We start from the raw sequence: 22,119 nt of genomic DNA, 5'->3' as shown, positions 1-22,119 counted from the left end.
CAGAAAGCCCGTCAGACGATAATGCAGGCGTCTGGCGGGCTTTCTGTTTCTGTACTGCAACGCCACCGGCAATAGCAGGCGCGCCTGCTCCAATTCAAACGGACTCATTGGCTTTATAGTAAAAGAGAGGGCGAGCCGAGGAAGTATGCTGCTTTTACGGTCGCAAAAGGGAAAGGAAATGAGCACTTTGTGGCGCCGTAAATCCTATTTACCACCACAACAACGCCCTAATCCTGATAATTAAATATCACGTTCTTTTATTATAAAAATTTTAATTATAAACACCTTAAAAGAGTGAGGATGTTTTTTTCTGCGCTGATTTTTGCGGAAAAGAGGACAGATAAGAAATGATCATCGTATTAATCATTTGATTTTTACGGCGGTATTTAACCTATTCTGTAACAATGGATGAGGATATTTTTGATTAAGTGTTCGCTTAATAATGATATATTAGCTGGCATTCATGTGGAGATTTGGGAGTCTTATGAGAAGCTATGACGATCTGAAGCATTTCAAAGAAAAGACCCGGTCGGAAGACATTAATTTCAAGGAAATGCCGGGCCAATCTTTGCATGATGAAGGTTCTCGCTGGGCCATTGTGAGGCAGGTCATTCATGAAGATAAAGGCAGTGCCGAATCTTCATTCGGCGTTGGCATGCAGCCCTCTCTGAGGCCGGTCGCGAAACATGAATTCGCAGCTCCGGCTTCCGCCGTCAAGCCTGTCAGGTTGGACGATTCCCATACCCGTCCGCACAACGACGACCCCGCAGAACAGCGATTGCTCCTGAATGCTGTCGCCGCCGCGTCGCAGCCTATCGACCCTGCGACGTCATCACGGCAGCCTGAGCTTGCCTCCTCTTCCCCTGTGTCCCGCCCGGAAGCGACCGCCGTCGTCAGCACGGCACCGCTGGATCCCGAGCGTTATAAGCAGATGTTCAGCACGCGTGGTCGGCAAACTGCGCAGGCGCCGAACAAAGAAGAACTGTTAAAACCGCTACTGGAGAGAATTGCCTCATGCCGTTAGTTTGTGTTTGTTCTCCGAAAGGCGGAGTCGGAAAAACCACGATGGTGGCCAATCTGGCCTATGCCCTGGCGCGCGGCGGCAGTAAAGTGCTGGCGATCGATTTTGACGTTCAGAACGCGCTACGCCTGCATTTCGGCATTCCGTTATCCGATGAACGGGGCTACGTGGCAGCCGCGGTCGACTCCCCGGACTGGAGCCAGTCCATCCTGACGGCTGGCGGTAATATTTTCGTGCTGCCCTACGGCGGCGTGACGGAAGCGCAGCGTGAGGATTTCGATCGGCACCTGGCGGATCCCACGTTTTTGGCGCGCGGACTCAGCGCCATGCTGAACTACCCGGGCCTGGTGATCCTGGCCGATTTTCCCCCTGGTCCCAGCCCCGCCCTGAAGGCGATGACCGAGCTGGCCGACCTGCATCTGGTCGTCATGCAGGCCGATACCGCCTCGCTGTCTCTCCTGTCGCCCGTAGAAGAAAACCGGCTCATCGGCGGACCGTTGAACCACAAACAGGGATACTACTGGCTGCTTAATCAGACGGATACCCGACGCGCGATCAGCTGGGATGTAGCGGCGTACATGCAGGAAAACAAAGGCGACAGGTTGATTGGCTGCGTACACCGTGACGAAAGCGTCGTCGAAGCTAACGCCTCACAGCGCTCTATCTTCGATTTTAGTCCGGCTTCAGCGGCGGCGTTTGATATTGAATTAATCAGCAAGCGTATTGCGGCGCTGGTAGATATCAAAGTGGGTAATGGCGAAGTCCATAAGACAGTCGTGCCTGCCTCCTATTAATAGGAAAGGCGCAGATAATGATTCTGCGTCATTATCTTTAGGATATTTACTCTTTTCTGCATTCGTCCGCTCATTACTGAACATCAGGGTGATTTATGAAGAAGGCGCTTTTTTATCTGTTATTACTGGTATTATTTCCGGTAGCGTTAGTGATTATCATCACCCCGATGGACAGCCAGAAACAATACATTTTTGGCTTAATGAGTATTGGCATACTGTTTTTATTGGGCCGCAGTGAAAGCCAAAAGGTGACTGTGGTCATGGTTATTCTTACGTTATTAATGTCAACGCGCTATATATACTGGCGCGCGACGGAAACACTGCATTTTAATTCCGAGATCGAGACGATTTTGGGAATTGGCTTATTTATTGCCGAGGTCTATGTCTGGGTTATTTTGTTGTTGAGTTTCATGCAGACCATCTGGCCGTTGAAGCGCGGCATTGAAGCGCTGCCGGAGGATGCCAACCTGTGGCCGACGGTGGACGTCTACGTCCCGACCTACAACGAAAGTCTGGACGTGGTGCGGGATACGGTGCTGGCGGCGCAGTGTATGGACTACCCGCAGGACAGATTCAAGGTCTACCTTCTGGATGACGGCAAGCGCAGCGAGTTCGCGGTCTTTGCCGCTCAGGCCGGCGTGGGTTACATCACCCGTGACGACAACTCGCACGCCAAGGCGGGCAACCTGAACCATGCCATGCAGCTCACCAACGGCGAACTGATTTGCGTCTTTGACTGCGATCACGTCGCTAAACGTATTTTCCTGCAGGCGACGGTAGGCGCGTTCCTAAAAGACGACAAGCTGGCGCTAATGCAGACGCCGCACTATTTCTACTCCCCCGATCCGTTCGAACGCAACCTCAAGGCGGCCAGACAAATGCCGAGCGAGGGCGAGCTGTTCTACGGGCCGATCCAGCAGGGCAATGACTACTGGAACGCCACCTTCTTCTGCGGCAGCTGCGCGGTGATTCGCCGAACGGCGCTGGAAGAAGTGGGCGGATTCGCCGTGGAAACGGTGACGGAAGATGCGCATACGGCGCTGAAAATGCAGCGTCGTGGCTGGAAATCCGCTTTTCTGGCGATCCCGCTGGCGGCAGGGCTGGCGACCGAACGATTGGTGCTGCATGTCATTCAGCGTACCCGCTGGGCGAGAGGAATGACGCAGATTTTCCGGGTCGACAATCCGCTGCTGGGCAGAGGGCTGACCTGGCAGCAGCGTCTGTGTTATCTCAGCGCCATGCTGCACTTCCAGTTCGGCCTGCCGCGCGTCATCTTCCTGACCGCGCCTCTTGCTTATCTATTGTTCAACCTCAATATCATTCATTCGTCGGCGAACCTGATTTTTGCCTACGTGTTGCCGCATTTGGTGATGTCGGTATACCTCAATGCGAGGATGAACGGACGTTTCCGCTACAGCTTCTGGGGCGAGATTTATGAAACGGTGATGGCGTTCCACCTGATCATCCCGACGCTGCTTACGCTTATCTCCCCGCGTCACGGCAAATTCAACGTGACGGATAAAGGCGGCCTGCTGGACGTGGGCTTCTTTGACTTCCGCATCGTGCGGCCGCATATCGCGACCGCCGTCCTGCTGTTCGTGGGTATCGTCGCCGGCATCGTCCGGGCGGCGGGGCATGACTATTACAACGTCGATCCATACGTAATCGCCCTGAACGTGGCCTGGGCCTGCATCGGCCTGCTGATTCTGATGGCGGCTATTGCGGTGGCGCGAGAAACGAAGCAGACGCGCCAGACTATCCGTATCGACGTCGAACTGCCGGCCGTTATTCATTACGCCAGCGGTATTGCCTCACGCACGGTGACCGTCGACCTGTCGATGGGCGGCGCACAAATCAAAGCACCGGATCAGCGTCACAAAACCGATTCCATTGAGTGTCTTGAGCTGTTGTCGCGCGCGGGGGAAATCGCGCTGCCGGTGAAGTCCGTGAGTTTTGATGACGGCACCATTCGCCTGCGATTTGATGAAATCCCGCTGGCGCAGCGCCGTGGTCTGGTGCGCGTGGTCCTTTCGCGCGCGGATGCCTGGATCGACCCGCCCTGGCCGCGGGACAACCCGCTGCGCTCCCTGGTGACGGTGCTCCGGACCGTGTGTGAATTCTTCTGGTTGACCTGGAAGGGAAGAAAGAAAAAGGGTCGGACGCTCCCGGCAGCAGCCGCGACGGCGGAAGAAACGCTGCAAGAGGATAAAACGGCATGACATACGGAGTTTCCAGAACGCGTCGGCGTTTTGCTGCGTTTTTACTGCTGTGCTTCGTCGGCGGCGTGGCCGCCGACGAAGCGGCCCGTCCGCTTTCTCCCGTGGACGTCCCGCTGCCCCCGTGGCTGCCCAACGTTTCTCCGTCGCCCGTGTCCTCACCCGCGCCGCCGCCGGAGCTAACGGTTCCGCCCGCGCCGGACGCGCCCCCGGATATTGCTTCAAACGCGCCCCCGGACATTGACAACGAACCGTTCAGCAGCACGATTTCCGTGGCGCAGATGGGGCAGACGCAAGGCGTCGCCCTGAGCGGCGGTCAGCTACAGGCCGGACTGCGATTTACGCTCCCCGCCGATCAGGTGGTGACGTCCGCGCATCTGGCGCTCAAGTTCGCCGTTTCTACGGCGCTGGCCGAGCGCAATACCGCGCTACAGCTGATGCTGAACGGACAGCCGCTGGGCAACGTCCCCCTGACCACGGGCGGACAGGAGACCGGGACCTATCAGATAGAGATCCCGGCCGCGCTGGTGGTGTCCGACAACAACCTCAGTTTCCGCATCATCAATTCAGATCGTCTGCTGTGCGGGCGCGATAATGCCCATCAATACAGCGTCACCATTCTGCCGAGCACCACGCTGCAGTTGGAAGGTCAGCAGTTAAATGTCGGGGCGGACATCGGCAACTTCCCGCGGCCGTTTATCGACGCCATGCAGATGGCGACGGCCTCCGTGCCGATGATCTTCCCCGCTGAGCCGACGGCCGATCAGGTGAGCGCGGCGGCGCTGGTGGCGTCCTGGATGGGAGTTAAGACCAACGGGCGGGACATCGCGTTCCCCGTGGCGCGAGACCGCGTGCCGGAACAGAACGGTATTTTGTTTGGCTATCCGGGCCAGAAGATTGGCCGCGTCACGCTGCCGCAGGTCGATGCGCCGACGTTGCAGCTGATGGATAATCCCGATAATCCGATCTATAAACTGCTGCTGGTGGTGGGGAAGGACGAGGATCAGCTGCGACAGGCCGCCTATTACCTCGTCAGCCAGCCGTTGATCGCGAAACAGTCGGCCATCACCGTCACCCCGCAGACCCTTCCGCGTCATCAGAGCTACGATGCGCCGCGCTGGATCAGTACCGATCGGCGTGTCCGCTTCAGCGAACTGCTGGAGCAAGAGCAGAGCATGACGTCACTGGGCATCTGGCACTCCGCACAGAATCTCAAGTTCCGGGCGGCACCCGATCTCTTTCTGTGGGACGGCGAAACGATCCCCGTACACATCAGCTACCGTTTCCCGGCGGAAAGCTGGATTGACGAACATCGCTCTGACCTGAACGTCACGCTTAACGGTACGTTTATCAGCAACTTACCGATGGTGAAAGCGGGTCTGCTGGAACGGCTTTGGCGTCGGCTGGGAGGCGACAATCGTCAGGAGTCCTACACGCTGAAGCTGGATCCGTATCTGATCTACGGTTTTAACCAGCTGCAGCTCTACTTCAACATCCGGCCCAAAGCAGATGCGCCGTGCAGCGTACTGCTGAACAATAATATTAAAAGCCGCATTGAGAACGACTCGTGGATAGATCTGACCCACACGCGTCACTTCACGATGCTGCCCAACCTGTCGTATTTCATCGGCGCGTCGTTCCCCTTCTCCCGGCTGGCTGACTACGCTCAGACGGTGATGCTGCTGCCGGAACGCCCCACCGATCAGGAGATCAGCACGCTGCTCGGTATGGCGGGCCGATCCGGCGACGCCACCGGCGTCAGTATCAACCGTAACCAGGTCGTATTCGGCGTGCCGAAAGACGGCGTAGCGCTGCATCGGTTGCAAAACAGCGATGTGCTGGCGGTCACGACGCTATCGCGCGCCGGATTTAACGCGGCGCTGCTGGCAGAGTCCCCTTACCAGACGGACGGTCATGCGCTGGGCGTTAAAATGCCGAGCGTGCTGGAAAAATGGATCAGTTGGTTGACCGGCGACTGGTCCCGTCATCCGATAGACGCCGACCGTTACTTCTCCTCGAATGAGTTCTGGCGCGGTTTTGTCAGCTACCGATCCCCGTGGAACCCTAAACGCGTGGCGGTGGTTGCGTTGGCGACGAATGACCAGCAGTTGCAGCGGTTGCACGGCGACCTGATGTCGACGCGCATCACCGCGGCGATCCGGGGCGATACCGCCATCATTACCGATGAGAACGGCATCCGCAGTTTCCGGGTCGGCCCGCAGTTCCCCAGCGGGCAGATGCCCTGGTACATGATGATTATCTGGTACGCCAACCAGCACGCCGTCATTCTGGCGTTTGTCGCTTTAATCGTGGCTTCGTTAGGCGGAGCGGGTTTGTATCGCGTGCTGAAACGTCGCGCCTATCGCCGCCTGCATCCGCAGGACGCGCGTGATCCAGGCCGGAAATAATTGAGCGAACTATGAAAAAGAACACACTGACAGCCAGAATGCTTCGGTCATTGTGCCTGGTCGGGGCGGCGGCACTGTCCGCGCCGACGCTGGCGGCGGACGACAACCCGGCGTTTCAGGCGTTGTTCGACCAGGCGGAATATTGGCATCAACGCGCCCACGACGATCTGGCCAAAGGGGCGTTGCAGAAGGTGCTGGCCGTCGACGCCGAGAACGCCCGCGCGATTTACCTGATGGCGCTCTACTCTCAACAGCGCGGCGACAACGCCGAGGCAACGAAGTGGCGCACGCGTCTGGCGAGTATTTCGCCGCAGGACCCTCGGTTGCAGGCGCTGGACAACGCCCGACGTTGGCGGAATATTCCACCCGCTCAGCTGGCGCTGGCTCGTCAGCAGGCCCGCAGCGGCAACATCGCCGCTTCGCTGCAAACCTGGCGCAGCCTGTTCGACGGCGGGCAACCGCCGGCCAATGTCGCGGTCGAATACTATCTCACGATGGCGGGCGACCGCACCCTGTGGCCGCAGGCGGTGGACGGCCTGCGCCAGTTCGCTGCGGCGCATCCGCAGGATAATCAGGCCCGGCTGGCGCTGGCCAAAGCGCTGACCTATCAGGAATCCAGCCGGCGGGAAGGGCTGGGGTTGCTGGACGGCATGGCCTCCGGGAGCCCCGACGCGGACAGCGCCATGCGGCAGGCGTTGCTGTGGATGAGTCCCCAGCCTGACGACGCGCCGCTGTACGACAACTATCAGCAGCGCCATCCTCAGGATACGGCGGTCATGACGCATTACCGCACCCACGTGGGCGGCACGGCCAAAGGCCGGGGCTTCGCCGAACTGAACGGCGGCGACGTCGACAGCGCGCAAAGCGCGTTTGAACAGGTGCTCAAGGCCTCGCCGCAGGATGCGGATGCGCTGGCCGGTCTGGGCTATGTCGCTCAGCGCCGCGGCGACTACGCCAGCGCCGCCAACTATCTGGAGCAGGCGGCGAAGCAGGGCGGTGAAAACAGCGTCGAGCGCCGGCAGCAGGCGGAGGACGCGCGTTTCTACGCGCAGCTGAGTGTGGCGCAGCAGGCGATGAAAGCGGGCGATGCGACGCAGGCGCTGGCGCTCAGCGAACCCTTGATGCAGGCCAGCGGAGAACGCGGCATAGCCGTGCGTCTCTTTCGGGCCGATGTGCAACGGCGCAGCAGTCAGCTGACGCAGGCGGAGCAGAGCTATCGCGATGTGCTGACGCTGGATGCGAACAACAGCGCGGCGAAAGAAGGGCTCTACTATGTGCTGCGCCAGCAGAATCGCAGTACGGAAGCCGACGTTCTGCTGGCTGAGCTGCCGGATAGCGTGCGCCAACGTCTGGCGTCTCGCGTAGCCGTGGTGGAAGGCAGCGCGTCGGCGCGCCGCGCCGCGGAGCGCGAGCTGGCGGCGGGCGATTCTGCGCAGGCTATCGCGCTATTGCAGCAGGCGATACAGCGTTGGCCGGCCGACGGCTGGGTGAGATACGACCTGGCGCGCGCCTACAAACAGCAAGGGAACATGACGGCGGCCGCCGATGTGATGCAGCCGCTGTATCGTCCCGGCGCCAGCCCCGAGCAACTGTTCGCTGGCGCGCTCTTCGCCAGCCAAAACGGCGCTTGGCAGCAGACCGGAACGCTGCTGGCTCGCGTACCGGAAGGCCGGCAGACGCCCAACATGCGTGCGCTGGCCCGGCGGGCTGATTTCAACCTGCAGATGGCGACGGCGCGCGATTATCTTAAAACCGGCTCCAACATGGCGGCGGCCAACACCCTGAGGGCGCTGGCGGTGAATCCGCCCGACAACCCGCAGGATGCCGGGCAGCTGGCGCAGGCGCTGGCGGCGGCAGGCGATACCGCCGCGGCGGTCGGCGTGGTGCGCGACAACCTGCAACGCGGGGTTCAGGGCAACGCCGGCGACTACGCGGCGCAGGTGGCCGTATTGAATCAGGCCGGTCTGGGCCAGGAAGCGCAAGCGTGGCTGAGCAATCCCGATATTCTGTCCCGCAGCACGCCGGAGCAGTTGGCTGCCGTGCGTAACGGCGGCGTGATCCAGGAGGCGGATCGCCTGCGCGAGGCCCGGCAGTATGCGGCCGCTTACGATAAGCTGATCGGCGCGTTGCAGCACGATCCGCAGAATACCGATTTGATGCTGGCGATGGCGCGACTCTATCAGTCCGGCAAAATGAATCAGGAAGCAGCGACGGTCTACGACTACCTGATGACGCGCGATACCCCCACGCAGGATGCGCGCGTCGGCGCTATCGACGTGGCATTGGCGCAGAACGACGTCTCGAAGGCCAGCACGCTGGCCGCCGGTCTGAACGACAAACAGACGCCGGAGCGCCTGCTGTTGCTGGCGCGGGTGGCCGAAGCGGACGGGAACAATGCGCAGGCGATGGCGTATCTACGCACCGCGCGCGGCAAAATGATCGGGCTGGAAGGCGCCGCGTCCGGCCGTCTGCCGGTGATTGGCGGACTGGCGCTGGCGGATAACCCGTTCATCAACCGGACGACGGAAAGTACGCGTCGTTCGCCCTCGGCCTACGGGGGCGTGATGCCGTGGCAACAGCGCGACGAGAACGCCGATTATCGCGCGGCGGGCGGACAACGCCTCGACGGAGCGCAGGGGGGCACGACGGCCTCTGCGCAGAACGGCACTTTCCGCCAGATTAACCAGATGATGGATGCGCTGGAGAGCGATACCGGCACCTGGGTTCAGGCCGGGGTGCAGGTGCGCGGCCGGGACGGCGAGTCCGGCCTCAGCAAGTTGACCGAGGCGAAAGCGCCGTTGACGTGGTCCAGTGCGCCGCTGGGCGAGGACCGCTTCAACTTGACCGTGACGCCGGTGACGCTGAGCGCGGGAAGCGCCGAAGACACCTCCAGCCGCCGCTTCGGTTTGGGGGCGCTTCAGCAGGCCGCAAAGGCGAGGGATAAATCTAACTCGGGCAGCTTCAATCTCGACAAGATCACGGCGGATTCTCCTGGGGCGCAGAATGCCACCGGCGTGGAGCTGAATCTCGCGCTGACCGGTAAACAGTACAAGGTGGACATCGGTTCGACCCCGCTGGGGCAGGATCTCAGCACGCTGGTGGGGGGCGTTCAGTGGTCGCCGAAGCTGACTGACTTCCTGACGCTGGTGCTGACCGGCGAACGCCGGGCGGTCACCGACAGCCTGCTCTCCTATGTCGGCGCGCGCGACGCCTACAGCGGCGAGAAATGGGGCCGCGTGACCAAGAACGGTGGAACGGCGCTGCTGAGCTATGACGACGGCGACGCCGGTTTCTATGGCGGCGCGGGGGCCTACAGCTATCTGGGAGAGAACGTGAAAAGCAACAAAAGCCTGGTGGCGCATGCCGGGGCTTATGTGCGTCCTTATCATGATAGCGAGCGTGAGCTGAAGACCGGCATCAGCATGTCGTGGATGGATTTCTCCCGCAACCTGAGCAACTACAGCTACGGGCAGGGCGGCTACTTTAGCCCGCAGAACTTCGTGGCGGTCTCTTTCCCCATCGACTACACCCGGAAATACGACGATCTGAGCGTGAAGATCGGCGGCGCCTTGGGCTATCAGTCCTACTCGCAGGATCGCAGCGCCTACTACCCCAATGACCCATTACTCCAGGAAGCGTTGGAAAGGGTCGCCGCCAGCGGGCTGACGCAAGAGGCCTACTACCCCGGCACCAGTAAAAACGGCATCGGCTACAACCTGCACGCGGGGGCCGACTATAAAATCAACCGCAACGTCACCATCGGCGGCCAGCTCGGTTACGATACCTTCGGTGACTATAACGAAAGCAGCGCGCAACTCTATTTCCGCTATAGGCTTGGAGGTGAATAAGCATGAGTGAATGGCAGCAAACGACCTTGCAGTATTATCGCCAGCAGCAGTGCCCGCCGGGCTGGTTTGATCTTCTGGGGATCATCATTGAAAATATGATGAACAACGTCGGCGAAAGCGAAGGTCAGGCCTTTCTTCAGCAAATGGGCGAGGCGCTTGCGAAGCGTTATCCCTTATCGGCGGCATTGACCGTGGCAGATCTGGAGCGGGAGATGAACGCGGTGCTGGCCGCGTTTGATTGGGGCTATGTCGAACTGCTGCCGGGCGAAGCGTCGCTGGAGATCTTACATCTGGCCCTGCCGGCCGGTGATGGCGCGCTGAGCAAGGCGCGCTGGCTGATGGCGATCGAGGCGGTGTTGCAGGGGCTGTATGCTCACTGGCTCAAAGAGCAGGGCGGCGGCGCCCATGTGCCGCTGGTCGGTGAAGCGGCCGACGGTGAGACGGCTCTGCGATTTCGTTATCAAAATAACTAGAGGGGAAAGCATGATAAAGCCATTGCGGCACTGGACTATGGTCTTGCTCATGGCGTTATGCAGCACGAATGCGATAGCGGCAGATCAGGGATGGGATAGTTACAAAAGCCGTTTTTTAACGGTAGACGGGCGAATTCAGGATACCGGCAATAACAACGTCAGCCACACGGAAGGGCAAGGCTTCGCCATGTTGCTGGCGGTGCATTATGATGACCGGAACACTTTTGACCGCCTGTGGTCATGGACGCAGTCCCATCTCAAAAATAAACAGAACGGCCTGTTTTACTGGCGTTATACCCCGAAAGCCGCCGACCCGGTGGCCGACAAAAATAATGCTTCCGACGGCGACGTCATGATTGCCTGGGCCTTGTTGAAGGCCGGTGAGAAGTGGCGCAACGAGCCGTATTTACAGGCGTCGGACAGCCTGCAAAAAGACATCATCGCGCACAATGTGACGCAGTACGCCGGGCATACCGTGATGCTGCCGGGCGCGAATGGCTTCAATAAAAGCACTTACCTCGTCCTCAACCCTTCTTATTTTATCTTCCCCGCCTGGGAGGATTTTTCCAAACGCAGCCGTCTGCCGGTATGGCATCAGCTGATTGAAGACGGGATGCTGCTGCTAAGCAAAACGCGGTTCGGCGATACCAACCTGCCGTCCGACTGGGTGGCGCTGAACGCCGATGGCACCACCGCGCCGGCCATGAACTGGCCATCGCGCTTCAGCTATGACGCTATCCGCATCCCTCTGTACGTTTACTGGTACGACCGTGAAAGCGCGGAGCTTAGCGCGTTCCGCCTGTACTGGCGCGGTTTCCCGCGTCTTCGAACGCCCGCCTGGGTGGATGTGTTGAATAACCATACCGCGCCGTACATGATGAACGGCGGCCTGCTGGCGGTGCGGGATTTGACGATGGGCGACAGTCATCAGGTCAATGATGCCATCAGCCCGGATGAAGACTACTATTCCGCCAGCCTGCATTTGCTGGCCGATTTGGCGCGTGTCACTGCCGACGCGCCTTGACCTCATCAGGCGCGGCTGTCGCCTGCTTCGGACTGATAAGCGCGCCCTTTTTCTGATGCCCGGCCACTGACGGAAAGACTTCCCTCGGAAAAATCCTTAAACCTTTTAACCGACTTCCCTTTGCATCCTATAAACTTGGCGCTCGAGATATACTGTACGGCTGTTTTTCCCCGTGCATCGGGGTTTTGGGAGAATAGGTTTGCACGTTCGTCGTTCACTAACTATCAAACAGATGACGGTGATTTCGGCAGTGTCGGTCACCGCCGTCTGCCTGTTTATCGTGATCCAGCTGTTCCATTTCGTGCATCAGCGACGGGATGATTACGTGCGCCAGCTGGAACATATTGCTTATTCCGTGCGAACTCCCCTGACCAATGCCGTCTTGCAGGGTGATGTGGTTGAGGCCGACGGTCTGCTCAACAACTTATTACCGGTCGGCTTCCTGAGCCGGGCTTATCTGGTCCTGCCCGGCGAACTGCACACGCTGCATGCCAATTTCCCGTCCGAGCGGCCTTTACCACGCTGGGTTGCACGGACGTTTAGCCTGCCGATAGAGGTCTCGATTCCGTTATATTCCCTGCCGCAGGTGCCGGGTTCCACGCCGCTGGCGCATCTGGTGCTGCAAGCTGACTCCTACCGGATGTTCCAGTTCATCGTCAGCACGTTTTCGACCCTGCTGGTGACCTATCTGTTGCTGGCGCTGATCCTCTCGGTGGGCATCACCTGGTGCGTGAAACACCGCGTAGTTAACCCGCTGCGATTAATCATCAAGGAATTGCAGGACGTTCCCTCAGAGTTTCTGCCTGACTGTCCGCTGACGCTGCCGGAGCGGCACAGCGATGATGAACTGGGCATGCTGGTGCGTAGCTACAACCGTAAGTTGCGGCGGTGGAAGTCGTACCGGCGCGCGGGCGACGAGGCGCCGGAGGACAAAGCGACGCTCATTCACGCCCTATCCCGCCGACGCGAGCCGTTCTGTCTGAGCGTGGTGGGGTTGGAAGTGGATGCGGCCTGTGGAAACGACGATCTGCCGCCAACGCTTGCGGCGCTCCGGTCTGTTATCGGCGAGTCCGGCTTGCTGGTGCGGCTTGATAACGACGAATATGCCGTGTTGGGCGCGGTTCCGGCGGCGCCCGATCTCGCGCTGGCGTGGGCACATCAAACGCTCGCTCGCCTGCGTGAAGGCGGATTGCACGGAGGCGTGAATGTCAGCATCGGTCTGCTGGCGGTGCTCGACGAGGCCGCGTTCATGCGGGCTAACGCCGCCGGGCAATGGCTGGCGCAGGCCCGTCTGGCGATGGAGCAGGCGCGAGGCGCAGGCCGCGATGGCGTTATCTCTGTCGTTGTCTCTCCCGCATCCTCCTTGTCGTAACGCCGCCGTGACTTCCCAGCCCGCGGGCGACAATCACTCTTATTTAAATTAATTAATAAATAACAGTGTGTTAGATCGCCCGGCGTTCTCCTCCCTGCGAATATTGTTATTGTTCTGTTTCTAAACTATTTTTTATTCATAACCCATTGATGCGATTCAGCTCCTAACTCTCGCCTTTAAGTCACAAACTTAAGTTATAAAAGATATTCCAACTGTTAATGCGATGTTACTTTTCTGCGCAACCACAGGTGGTGGCTTATATCGTTTCCCGTCCACGTGTGCACTCCTACCCAAGGACATAATGATGAAAACATCAATCTTCAAGAGTTTGTATTTTCAAGTGATTGTGGCGATTACCATCGGGGTACTACTGGGACATTTTTATCCATCCATCGGCGAACAAATGAAACCTTTTGGTGATGGTTTCGTTAAATTGATCAAGATGATCATCGCGCCTGTCATTTTCTGTACGGTCGTGACGGGCATCGCCGGCATGGAAAGTATGAAAGCGGTGGGGCGGACCGGCGCCGTCGCTCTGTTGTACTTCGAAGTGGTGAGTACTATTGCGTTGCTTATCGGGCTGGTCGTCGTCAATCTGGTGCAGCCGGGCGCGGGAATGAACGTCGATCCCACCACGCTCGATGCGTCTCTGGTCTCCAACTACGCCAGCCAGGCCGCCGAGCAGGGTATCGTCCCGTTCCTGCTGGATATCATTCCCGCCAGCGTGATCGGCGCGTTTGCCAGCGGCAATATCCTGCAGGTGCTGCTGTTCGCGGTGATGTTCGGCTTCGCGCTGCACCGCTTGGGCGCGAAAGGGAAAATCGTTTTTGATGTGATCGAAAGCTTTTCCAAAGTCATCTTCGGCATCATCAACATGATCATGCGCCTCGCGCCGTTGGGCGCGTTCGGGGCGATGGCGTTCACAATCGGCAAATACGGCGTCGGCTCGCTGGTGCAGTTGGGACAGTTGCTGGTCTGCTTCTACATCACCTGTGTGCTGTTTGTGATTCTGGTGCTGGGGTCTATCGCCCGCGCCACCGGGTTTAGCATTTTCAAGTTCATCCGGTACATCAAGGAAGAGCTGCTGATTGTACTGGGGACGTCTTCCTCCGAGTCGGTTCTGCCGCGGATGTTGGAAAAAATGGAGAAGGCGGGCTGTAAGAAGTCGGTCGTGGGGCTGGTGATCCCGACCGGATACTCCTTCAATCTTGACGGTACCTCCATCTACCTGACAATGGCGGCGGTGTTTATTGCGCAGGCCACCAACAGCCAGATGGATATCTGGCATCAGGTCACGTTGCTGGTGGTATTGTTGCTGTCCTCAAAAGGGGCGGCGGGCGTCACCGGCAGCGGATTTATCGTGCTGGCCGCCACCATCTCCGCCGTAGGCCATCTGCCGCTGGCCGGGCTGGCGCTGATTCTTGGGATCGACCGCTTTATGTCGGAAGCCCGCGCGTTGACTAACCTGGTCGGTAACGGTATCGCGACAATTTTCGTCGCTAAGTGGGTCGGTCAGTTGGATGAAAAGCAGCTGAATGAGGTGCTGGATAACAATAAACCCGCCAAGTCGGAGCCCTCTTCCTCACGTATTTCCTGACGTTTCCGCCCTTCTGTCAGTGGCCCGCAGCGAATATAAACGCTGTGGGCCATTGTTTACTGAATGAGTCCAAATTCAGCATTTTCCACTTTTTTCGGTATATTTCGCCCTGTTGAGTGACATCGGCGAAAGCACGCGGTCTAACCGGATGGTACACTGCGCCTCTGTTTTTTGTGAGGTGAGTACACAGTGTGGTGACCGCACAACCGTCACCGTCATTCATAAAATGCACGTCTTCAGAGAGTGATTAGAAAGCAGGGGTTCACATGCAGGGAACCAAAATCAGTCTTTTATTAGGTGGTGTTTTACTGGCGGCCGTCGGCCGTTTTGCACTGGCGGAAGAGCTACAGCCCGATCCCGCCTGGCAGCAGGGTAAGCTGGATAACGGTTTTAACTGGCAGCTTCTGACTACCCCTCAGCGTCCCAACGACCGCCTCGAACTTCGTCTGGTGGTGAACACGGGATCGTTGAGCGAAAACACACAGCAAACTGGATTTTCTCACGTCATTCCTCGTCTGGCGATGATGCCTAACGCGTCGTTTACGCCGGGCCAACTGGCGGCATTGTGGGCTTCTGCTCCCAACGATGAGACGCCGTCGCCGGTCGTCGTCTCCTACGACTTCACCTCCTACAATTTGAGCCTGCCGAATAACCGGCCCGAGCTGCTGAAAGACGCGCTGAGCTGGCTGGCGGAAACCGCCGGCGGGCTGTCAATCGACGATCACAGTATGGGGACGGTGCTGCAAAGGGGAGACGGCGTCGCCACGTTGCCGCCCAATCCGCAGGATCCCGCATGGCGATATCGCCTGCAAGATTCCATTCTGCTGGCGCGCAATCCAGGGCAGCCGGTTAAAACGCCGCTCACGGCCGAAGCGCTGCAGACGTTCTACAAAGCATGGTACACGCCGGATGCGATGACGCTATACGTGGTCGGTAACGTAGACCACCGCGCGATCGTCGACCAGATCCGGAAGGTCTTCGCGCCGCTGGAGGGCAAGCGCGCGACGCCCGCACCGATGCCGGTGTTGTCTCCGCTGCCCGCGGAACCGATCCGCCTTATAGGCACCACGGGAAAACCGGACTCCATCGCGCTGATATGGGATACGGTCTGGCAGCCGATTCGAGATTCAAACGCACTCGCCCGCTATTGGCAACGCGACCTGGCGCGGGAGGCGATGTTTCAGCGCGTACAGCAGGCACTGGAGAAAAGCGCGCTGAAAGAAGCCAACGTGCGCTTCGACTGTAACGTCTTGTACGGGCGCGCGCAGTGCTCTTTGCATATGGACAACCTGAACGGAGAGCAGTTGGTCGAGGGCGTTACGCTGGTGGGCAAAGCGCTCGGCGTGTTGCAGGAGAGTGGCCTGACGCAGGCGGAATTCGATGCGCTGGTGGCGCGTAAAAACGAGGAGTTGGGCAAGCTTTTTGCCACCTACGCTCGCACCGGTACGCAGATTTTGATGGAGCAGCGGCTGCGCTCGCAGCGAAGCGGCGTGGTGGATATCGCGCCGGAGCAGTATCAGCAGCTGCGTAAAAACTATCTCTCCTCGGTGACGCTGGAATCCCTTAATCGGGCGCTGCGTCTGCAACTGGCGCAACCTGCGACGCTATTGCTGCAACAGCAGCCGGGTGAACCCGAAGCCAACCTGAAAGAACTCATGGATAGGTATAACGGGATGATGACACAGGCTGAGAGCGCCGCACCCGCAGCGGATGAAACCGCGCCTGCGGCGCCATAAGCTGATTTAGCCGGGGGCAGACACTCCGGATTTATCAGCGTGTCGCCACCCTGGCGTGCCAACGCCGCTTCCGATGGGGTCAGGACGGCTTGCGCCGTTCGGTCATGCTTTGTCCGCCGACGCCCATATTGTCAGCCTCGACCTCATCAATCATCACGATGATTTTGGCCGGGTCCTTTCTCAGCGCTTTCTCCAGCACCTGCGTGATGCCTTCAATCACCTGCGCTTTTTGCTCTGCGGTAGTGTCCTCTTTGAGGATGCGAACGGTAACAACCGGCATATGTTTCTCCTGTCAGGGTTATGTGGTCGGCGGCTAAGCCGCCGACCGTCATGAAGATGCAGCCGGTGGTTCGGCCGTGTCTTCGGGGATGTTATGACGTCTGGGGTTGGCGGTGGCGATCCACGCGGCGCAAAAGAGCGTCAACTGGGCAAAAAAGTAGAAAAAGGTCATCAGGCCGATAACCGAGCCAAAGGCCGCGCCGGAGGGAGACGACGCCAGTTTGGGCAGCACAACGGTCATGATGAATTTCAATATCTCGAAACCGACGGCGGCCAGCAAGGTTCCGCGCAACAACGCCTTACGGTTGGGCTTGCGGCGCGGCAGAACGCCCAGTATCCATAGAAATAACAAATAGTTGGCAAAAATGGAAATCGAAACTGCAATCAACGTCATGGCGGGCCGCAGCCACTCAATCCCTTCCAGTCCCAGCGCTATCACAATTCTGTTCTGCGCCGTCCCGGCGACGGAGGTCAGGAACAGCGTGAACGCCAGCGCGATCAATAGCCCCAGCAGCGACAAGAAATCCCACAGATACTGAAAATAGATTTTCTCTTCATCGCGCGGATTGCGTTCCCACTTCGTGCGGAACTGAGCGCGGATGGCGTTTCGCAGGTTGCCTATCCAATTTACCCCAGAGTACAGCGCGATCAGCAAACCGGTCAGCCCTACGGTGGTACGCTGCTGTATCGCCGTATTCACCGTGTTTTTCAGCGTATTCGCGAGATTGGGATCGCTGATGCTGTTGACGATGCGGCTGATCAGCTCCGTGAGCAGATCGGGGTTGGAGGCCAGCACGAACCCGACCGTGGCGAAAGAGACCATCAGAATGGGGATCAACGACAAAAAGGAGAAGTAGGTGATGGCCGCCCCGAACTGGCTGCCCATGCGGTCATTGAACCGTTCGACGGCGCGGATAAAGTGCGCGACGTAAGGCAGGGACTGAATCCATTTGCTCCAGCGGGTCAGCCGGGCGATAGGCGTTTTCTCCGCCGAAGACGCGGCGTCTTCTTGGGAAGGGGGCTGGGCCGATGTGTTGTCAGGGGGCCGTTTTGGTGTTACGGGCATGTAAAGAAACCTCTTACGCGCAGTTATCCATCCTATTGATTATAACCGACATAATCGTAATCACAGTCTTGTGCGGGCTTCGGCCTGGAATAAACGGCGAAATGCGGGGTGATGGTGCAGGTCGGGAAGGCCGTTCAGGGCTGCGTTAATACCCTGAACGGTGAGGATCAGCTCAGTTTCAGCGTGCGGATAATATTTTCCGCTTCGGTCTGCGCCTGCTGCTGATCGTCTGCGGGTAGGGTAATTTGCAGCGTCATCAGATGGTCGCCGACGATGCCCAAAACGACGGAAGAATAGGCTTTCTGACCGCTGCTGGAGATGATGCTGTCCAACTGCTGTAGCTTGTGGCCGTCGACATCAATGGTTTTATTGGTGACGACCTGCAGATTGGCGTCGCGGGTGCGCTGCTGGTCTTCCAGACGCTGGCTCAGCACCGACAGCTCTTCGGTCGTGCTGTCGCCCAGAATGACGATGACCGCTTTTTGTCCACTTTTGTTGGCGTACACGTGCATGTTATTGGCCTGGTTGCCCAGCTTTCCGCTCTGGTCGCTCAGGTCTGCGGGCAGGGCGAACGTCAGCTTGCCGGAGAGCAAAGAGACCGTCTGGCTGCTCTGAGCCTGCGCCGCCGGATCTGCGGTGGAAGACGTCTCGTCGTTTTTGCCATCGCAGGCGGCCAGCGTGGCAACCAGCAATCCGATCCCAATAAATTTGACGACTTTCGGCATAGCGGCTCTTTCCTCAACTAGAAAACATCAATACTGCTATGCCACCCGATTCAGACAGTAAAAACAAGCCTTTTGTTGTCACAAAGCCTGTCTGTCGGCCCCTTTCGGGGCAATCTGGTGTTATGCCGCCTGCGGCGTCCGTTCGCTCAAACGTTTGAGCAGCACATTCAGCATGATGCCGTACATCGGCAGGAACAGAATCCCGCAAATCAGGATCTTGAAAGTGTAATCCACCAGCGCGATTTCAACCCAGTGCGAGGACATGAACGGGTCCGGGCTGCGATAGAACGCGATAAAAAAGAACGCCAGCGTGTCGCAGAGGTTGCCGATCACGGTGGAGACCGAGGGCGCGACCCACCAAGCGCTACGCTGCCGCAGGCGGTTAAAGACATGGACGTCCAGAATTTGTCCCAGCACATAAGCCATAAAGCTGGCGCAGGCGATGCGGGCGACCACGATATTGACCTGACTCAGCGACGCAAAACCCTGCCAGCCTCCGTCATAAAACAGCGTGGAAACCAGGTAGGAAATCGCCAGCGCCGGGATCATCACCAGCAGAATAATGCGCCGCGCCAATGGCGCGCCGAAAATCCGCACCGTCAGGTCCGTCGCCAGAAAAATAAACGGGAAGGTGAAGGCACCCCAGGTCGTGTGAAAGCCAAACACGGAAACCGGCAGCTGCACTAAATAGTTACTGGAGGTGATGATCAGAATGTGGAATAGCGTGAGCCAGCACAATGCTGTCAGCCGCTGCTGCGGCGTAAAGTCAAACATGTCGCGACCTTTTTGGTTATATGGGGTGAGGGAACCCAGTGACAACGTCTTGCGCGGCGCAGGACGTCAATAAAACGGCATCATACCCATTTCCATTTTCTTTGAACATCCTGATTTTTCGCGGCTTGCGCCCTGAAATTCGCAGCGTAAACTAGGGCCGCTATCCATCGACAACCCCTTTTGAGACTCGCCATGACCGATATTTTTGCCCACGCCGATCTAACCCTCGACACGCTAGGACTGCGCTGCCCGGAACCTGTAATGCTGGTGCGCAAGACAGTTCGCGGCATGGCTGCGGGAGAGACGCTGCTGATTCTTGCCGATGACCCCGCGACGACGCGTGATATTCCCGGCTTCTGCGTATTTATGGAGCACGAGCTGCTCGGTCAGTCGACGGATGCCTTGCCCTACCGTTATCTCCTGCGCAAAGCGGGAAAATAGCCCGCGTTTCCTCGCGCTCCATTGATGCGTTTAGCGTTCAGGCATAAATGGAACGCACGATCAGGAAATGGCCGCCAAAATAGCAGATGGCCAGAATCACCTGATGCGCCGGGAATTTAAAGCGGAAGTGATAAATCAGCCAGGACGCATGCCCGATAAAGAGCAGGGCCGCGCCGACCAGCAGCGACAGGTTGTAGTCGGTGCTCACGGCAAAGTAGGGGCCGCCCGCCACCCACACCATGACGGCGGTCATGGCGATAAAGGCGCAGACCGGCAGACGCAGCCTATCCAGCTTGGTCCACAGCATCGCAACCAGCAACGCCGACACGATGGCGAGCAGCAGCGGCAGCGGCCAGAACACATTCAGCGTCATTTGGGTGGACAGGAAGCTGATGGTGTAGAGCAAATGCGCGGCGAAGTAAGCGCCGATGGCGTACAACATTCGCTGCGCGGGCAGCAGCAGTAGGGTATCGCCGGCGATGGTCGCCAGCAGGCCCAGTACGATCAGGTAGGCCGGGACGTTCAGCATCGGCGCCTGCCAGGCCAGCGCGATCAGCAAGAGTAAGGTGAGGGGCTTGAACAGCCAGCGTTGCCAGGTGGGACCACGATAGCTGGCGTCGACGTACAGCCAGCCGGAAAAAAGAACGGCAATAAATGACCAAAGCATAGAACGTCCTTAAATGTGGGAAATTCAGACGGCCAGAAAAGCGAACGCGCCGAGGCGAAACCCGGCTTCTGGGATGAATCTGCACAATGATTGCTCTTTCAGTGTAGGTGATCGACCCTAAGCGAGACAACGACAGGATGGCGGATGCGGGTGTTGGGGCATCATGCTAAGGTAGCGCCGGATAGGCGGCAGTACGATATGGTGAATCGCTTGAAAGGGAGAATGTTGTTTAATGAGTAATGAATCCGCACTCTACCGCATTCAATTTATGAACAACGGCAAGAACTATCAGCTTTATGTGCGAGAGTTGGCGCAGAGCGCGTTGTTCGGCTTTATCGAAATCGCCGACTTCGTGTTTGAAAGCCCGTCGGAGCTGCTGGTCGATCCGAGTACGGAAAAGCTGAAGACCGAATTCGCCGGCGTTGATCGCAGCTATATTCCGCTGCAGGCGGTGATTCGCATCGATTCGGTGAAGGAGCGGGAGCGCGGCAGTTCACGGATTGCCGAACTCGGCGACAATGTGACCCATTTTCCTTACCTGCCCGGTAAAAAAACCTGATCTCGGTTGTCAGGCATCCGCATCGTGCAAGCGGATGCCCTGAACCTAGCGCTTTTCCGGCTTGCTGTCCTGCGGCTGATGATGCTGCCATGCCATCAGCTCGAACACCCCGAACAAAAAGATCCGTAGTTGCGTCATTCCGCTGATGGGCGGGGCGTCTTTCGGCTGACTGGCCTTCAGCAGCAGATACTGCATGCCGTGCATCAGCACCATGAACACCATCGCCACCGTCATGAAGATATTCAACGGCCGTGGAAACGGCTGAATCAGGTTCATGATCAGAAAGCCCCACACGCCCAGCATCAGTAATCGTCCGAGATTAATCCAAATTATCATAATGTCCTCTGAGGTTGCCGGTCTGTCAGCTGCGCGCGTAAAGCCGGTAGGCGACCTGGCCCGCGACTTTTTCACGGTGCAATTGCCAGTTGGTCGGAAGGTTCAGGGTGCGGTTTTCCGCCTCTGTTTCAATATAGATCCAGGCGTCGTCCGCCAGCCAACCTTGCGTTTCCAGCAGGTTGACCGTGTTGTTCAACAATCCCTGTCGAAACGGTGGATCGAGAAAGACCACGTCAAAGGTCTCTCCTGGCCGAGACAGCCACTGCAGCGCATCAGTATGGATCACGCTGGCGTTTTCCGCCCGCAGCAGCGAGAGATTCTGGCTGAGCTGACGCGCAATGCCGCGCTCTGCCTCCAGCAGTGTGGCGTGAGCGGCATACCGCGACAGCGCTTCCAGCGCCAATGCGCCGCTGCCTGCAAAGCAGTCCAGACAACGTGCCTGCTGGATCACCGGCGCCAGCCAGTTAAACAGCGTTTCCCGCACACGATCGGTGGTGGGGCGCAGGCCGGGGCTGTGGGGAACGGGAAGTTTTCTGCCGCGCCACTGGCCGCCGATGATTCGAATTTGTCCGGGTGCGGATGTAGCATGTTGTTTTGCCATTAGCCTGCCATTCACTGAGGTTCGTTACTGGTCGCAACCGTATAGGGTTGAAAGTCGCGCTATTCTAACGGGACGGGGCCATCCAGGAAATGCAAAGATATGCGCCTATTGAAGGGCGTCGCAACTTCCGTTTCCCGGTGTTTTTCTCCTTGAATATTGAAACACTTGGTTACGCAGATTGT

Annotated in this window: 19 protein-coding genes; 12 read left to right on the top strand and 7 right to left on the bottom strand. The window is 58.3% G+C overall.

All coding sequences use genetic code 11. The features are described from left to right. The first annotated feature begins 484 nt into the window (after window positions 1-484). From bcsO to I6N93_RS16445, 10 genes are all read left to right on the top strand, one after another. Entirely contained in the window at window positions 485-1,024 is a 540-nt protein-coding gene (bcsO, locus tag I6N93_RS16490) for a cellulose biosynthesis protein BcsO (RefSeq protein ID WP_167459597.1), read from the top strand. Continuing rightward, a complete protein-coding gene (bcsQ, locus tag I6N93_RS16485; protein ID WP_085686632.1) occupies window positions 1,015-1,815 on the top strand; it encodes a cellulose biosynthesis protein BcsQ in 801 nt (266 codons plus the stop codon). The genes bcsO and bcsQ overlap by 10 nt, the downstream gene beginning before the upstream one ends. 95 nt (window positions 1,816-1,910) lie before the next feature. After that, window positions 1,911-4,034, top strand: coding sequence for a UDP-forming cellulose synthase catalytic subunit (gene bcsA / locus I6N93_RS16480; protein ID WP_085686634.1), 2,124 nt, complete (start codon window positions 1,911-1,913; stop codon window positions 4,032-4,034). Beyond that, window positions 4,031-6,439, top strand: coding sequence for a cellulose biosynthesis cyclic di-GMP-binding regulatory protein BcsB (bcsB, locus tag I6N93_RS16475; RefSeq protein ID WP_085686636.1), 2,409 nt, complete (start codon window positions 4,031-4,033; stop codon window positions 6,437-6,439). The genes bcsA and bcsB overlap by 4 nt, the downstream gene beginning before the upstream one ends. A gap of 11 nt (window positions 6,440-6,450) precedes the next feature. Further along, window positions 6,451-10,287 (top strand): cellulose biosynthesis protein BcsC, encoded by a 3,837-nt coding sequence (locus I6N93_RS16470; protein WP_085686638.1) that lies wholly within the window; start codon window positions 6,451-6,453, stop codon window positions 10,285-10,287. A gap of 2 nt (window positions 10,288-10,289) precedes the next feature. Beyond that, a complete protein-coding gene (gene bcsD / locus I6N93_RS16465) occupies window positions 10,290-10,760 on the top strand; it encodes a cellulose biosynthesis protein BcsD (RefSeq protein ID WP_085686640.1) in 471 nt (156 codons plus the stop codon). Between the two features lie 10 nt (window positions 10,761-10,770). After that, on the top strand, window positions 10,771-11,784 hold the full coding sequence (locus tag I6N93_RS16460) for a glycosyl hydrolase family 8 (RefSeq protein WP_232100087.1): 1,014 nt from the start codon (window positions 10,771-10,773) through the stop codon (window positions 11,782-11,784). Window positions 11,785-11,983: 199 nt separating this feature from the next. Further along, window positions 11,984-13,156, top strand: coding sequence for a HAMP domain-containing protein (locus I6N93_RS16455; RefSeq protein ID WP_099017417.1), 1,173 nt, complete (start codon window positions 11,984-11,986; stop codon window positions 13,154-13,156). A gap of 304 nt (window positions 13,157-13,460) precedes the next feature. After that, the gene (locus I6N93_RS16450) at window positions 13,461-14,753 is read left to right on the top strand and encodes a dicarboxylate/amino acid:cation symporter (protein WP_085686646.1); all 1,293 of its coding nucleotides are present in this window, start codon (window positions 13,461-13,463) and stop codon (window positions 14,751-14,753) included. 266 nt (window positions 14,754-15,019) lie between these two features. After that, window positions 15,020-16,489, top strand: a complete 1,470-nt coding sequence (locus I6N93_RS16445) for a M16 family metallopeptidase (protein WP_085686648.1) — start codon at window positions 15,020-15,022, stop codon at window positions 16,487-16,489. Between the two features lie 79 nt (window positions 16,490-16,568). On the opposite strand, the gene I6N93_RS16440 is transcribed toward I6N93_RS16445, so the two are convergent. The 4 genes from I6N93_RS16440 to I6N93_RS16425 form a co-directional block, all read right to left on the bottom strand. Further along, window positions 16,569-16,769 carry a 2-hydroxymuconate tautomerase family protein gene (locus I6N93_RS16440; protein WP_085686650.1) on the bottom strand — a complete coding sequence of 67 codons (201 nt, stop codon included), beginning with the start codon at window positions 16,767-16,769 and terminating at the stop codon, window positions 16,569-16,571. A 48-nt stretch (window positions 16,770-16,817) separates the two neighbouring features. Then, window positions 16,818-17,834 (bottom strand): inner membrane protein YhjD, encoded by a 1,017-nt coding sequence (yhjD, locus tag I6N93_RS16435; RefSeq protein ID WP_085686652.1) that lies wholly within the window; start codon window positions 17,832-17,834, stop codon window positions 16,818-16,820. A gap of 167 nt (window positions 17,835-18,001) precedes the next feature. Then, on the bottom strand, window positions 18,002-18,559 hold the full coding sequence (locus I6N93_RS16430; protein ID WP_085686654.1) for a DcrB family lipoprotein: 558 nt from the start codon (window positions 18,557-18,559) through the stop codon (window positions 18,002-18,004). A 120-nt stretch (window positions 18,560-18,679) separates the two neighbouring features. Further along, window positions 18,680-19,333 carry a 7-cyano-7-deazaguanine/7-aminomethyl-7-deazaguanine transporter gene (locus I6N93_RS16425; RefSeq protein WP_085686656.1) on the bottom strand — a complete coding sequence of 218 codons (654 nt, stop codon included), beginning with the start codon at window positions 19,331-19,333 and terminating at the stop codon, window positions 18,680-18,682. A 192-nt stretch (window positions 19,334-19,525) separates the two neighbouring features. Between I6N93_RS16425 and tusA the strand changes: the two genes are divergently transcribed. Further along, window positions 19,526-19,774 carry a sulfurtransferase TusA gene (tusA, locus tag I6N93_RS16420; RefSeq protein ID WP_085686658.1) on the top strand — a complete coding sequence of 83 codons (249 nt, stop codon included), beginning with the start codon at window positions 19,526-19,528 and terminating at the stop codon, window positions 19,772-19,774. A 37-nt stretch (window positions 19,775-19,811) separates the two neighbouring features. Here tusA and I6N93_RS16415 read toward each other — a convergent pair whose 3' ends face one another. Next, window positions 19,812-20,441, bottom strand: coding sequence for a lysoplasmalogenase (locus tag I6N93_RS16415; RefSeq protein ID WP_085686660.1), 630 nt, complete (start codon window positions 20,439-20,441; stop codon window positions 19,812-19,814). Window positions 20,442-20,673: 232 nt separating this feature from the next. Between I6N93_RS16415 and I6N93_RS16410 the strand changes: the two genes are divergently transcribed. After that, window positions 20,674-21,000: a DUF1820 family protein gene (locus I6N93_RS16410; RefSeq protein WP_085686662.1), complete on the top strand. Its 327-nt coding sequence runs from the start codon at window positions 20,674-20,676 to the stop codon at window positions 20,998-21,000. A 45-nt stretch (window positions 21,001-21,045) separates the two neighbouring features. On the opposite strand, the gene I6N93_RS16405 is transcribed toward I6N93_RS16410, so the two are convergent. Together I6N93_RS16405 and rsmD are read right to left on the bottom strand one after the other, a co-directional pair. Next, window positions 21,046-21,330, bottom strand: coding sequence for a DUF1145 family protein (locus I6N93_RS16405; protein ID WP_176222533.1), 285 nt, complete (start codon window positions 21,328-21,330; stop codon window positions 21,046-21,048). A gap of 31 nt (window positions 21,331-21,361) precedes the next feature. Continuing rightward, the gene (rsmD, locus tag I6N93_RS16400; RefSeq protein ID WP_085686664.1) at window positions 21,362-21,937 is read right to left on the bottom strand and encodes a 16S rRNA (guanine(966)-N(2))-methyltransferase; all 576 of its coding nucleotides are present in this window, start codon (window positions 21,935-21,937) and stop codon (window positions 21,362-21,364) included. Window positions 21,938-22,119 lie beyond the last annotated feature (182 nt).

Origin of the sequence: Lonsdalea populi, assembly GCF_015999465.1 — a bacterium.
Lineage (GTDB): Bacteria > Pseudomonadota > Gammaproteobacteria > Enterobacterales > Enterobacteriaceae > Lonsdalea > Lonsdalea populi.
The sequence above is the reverse complement of the archived record's forward strand: the minus strand, read 5'-3'. Positions and strand labels throughout refer to the sequence as shown.

Excerpts from the sequence above, each read along its gene's own strand:
- I6N93_RS16440 (WP_085686650.1), bottom strand. The coding sequence starts at position 16,769 with ATGCCGGTTGTTACCGTTCGCATCCTCAAAGAGGACACTACCGCAGAG.
- I6N93_RS16410 (WP_085686662.1), top strand. The coding sequence starts at position 20,674 with ATGAGTAATGAATCCGCACTCTACCGCATTCAATTTATGAACAACGGC.
- bcsA (WP_085686634.1), top strand. The coding sequence starts at position 1,911 with ATGAAGAAGGCGCTTTTTTATCTGTTATTACTGGTATTATTTCCGGTA.
- I6N93_RS16450 (WP_085686646.1), top strand. The coding sequence starts at position 13,461 with ATGAAAACATCAATCTTCAAGAGTTTGTATTTTCAAGTGATTGTGGCG.
- I6N93_RS16470 (WP_085686638.1), top strand. The coding sequence starts at position 6,451 with ATGAAAAAGAACACACTGACAGCCAGAATGCTTCGGTCATTGTGCCTG.
- bcsB (WP_085686636.1), top strand. The coding sequence starts at position 4,031 with ATGACATACGGAGTTTCCAGAACGCGTCGGCGTTTTGCTGCGTTTTTA.
- I6N93_RS16430 (WP_085686654.1), bottom strand. The coding sequence starts at position 18,559 with ATGCCGAAAGTCGTCAAATTTATTGGGATCGGATTGCTGGTTGCCACG.
- I6N93_RS16460 (WP_232100087.1), top strand. The coding sequence starts at position 10,771 with ATGATAAAGCCATTGCGGCACTGGACTATGGTCTTGCTCATGGCGTTA.
- bcsD (WP_085686640.1), top strand. The coding sequence starts at position 10,290 with ATGAGTGAATGGCAGCAAACGACCTTGCAGTATTATCGCCAGCAGCAG.
- tusA (WP_085686658.1), top strand. The coding sequence starts at position 19,526 with ATGACCGATATTTTTGCCCACGCCGATCTAACCCTCGACACGCTAGGA.
- yhjD (WP_085686652.1), bottom strand. The coding sequence starts at position 17,834 with ATGCCCGTAACACCAAAACGGCCCCCTGACAACACATCGGCCCAGCCC.
- I6N93_RS16415 (WP_085686660.1), bottom strand. The coding sequence starts at position 20,441 with ATGCTTTGGTCATTTATTGCCGTTCTTTTTTCCGGCTGGCTGTACGTC.
- bcsQ (WP_085686632.1), top strand. The coding sequence starts at position 1,015 with ATGCCGTTAGTTTGTGTTTGTTCTCCGAAAGGCGGAGTCGGAAAAACC.
- I6N93_RS16425 (WP_085686656.1), bottom strand. The coding sequence starts at position 19,333 with ATGTTTGACTTTACGCCGCAGCAGCGGCTGACAGCATTGTGCTGGCTC.
- rsmD (WP_085686664.1), bottom strand. The coding sequence starts at position 21,937 with ATGGCAAAACAACATGCTACATCCGCACCCGGACAAATTCGAATCATC.
- I6N93_RS16445 (WP_085686648.1), top strand. The coding sequence starts at position 15,020 with ATGCAGGGAACCAAAATCAGTCTTTTATTAGGTGGTGTTTTACTGGCG.
- bcsO (WP_167459597.1), top strand. The coding sequence starts at position 485 with ATGAGAAGCTATGACGATCTGAAGCATTTCAAAGAAAAGACCCGGTCG.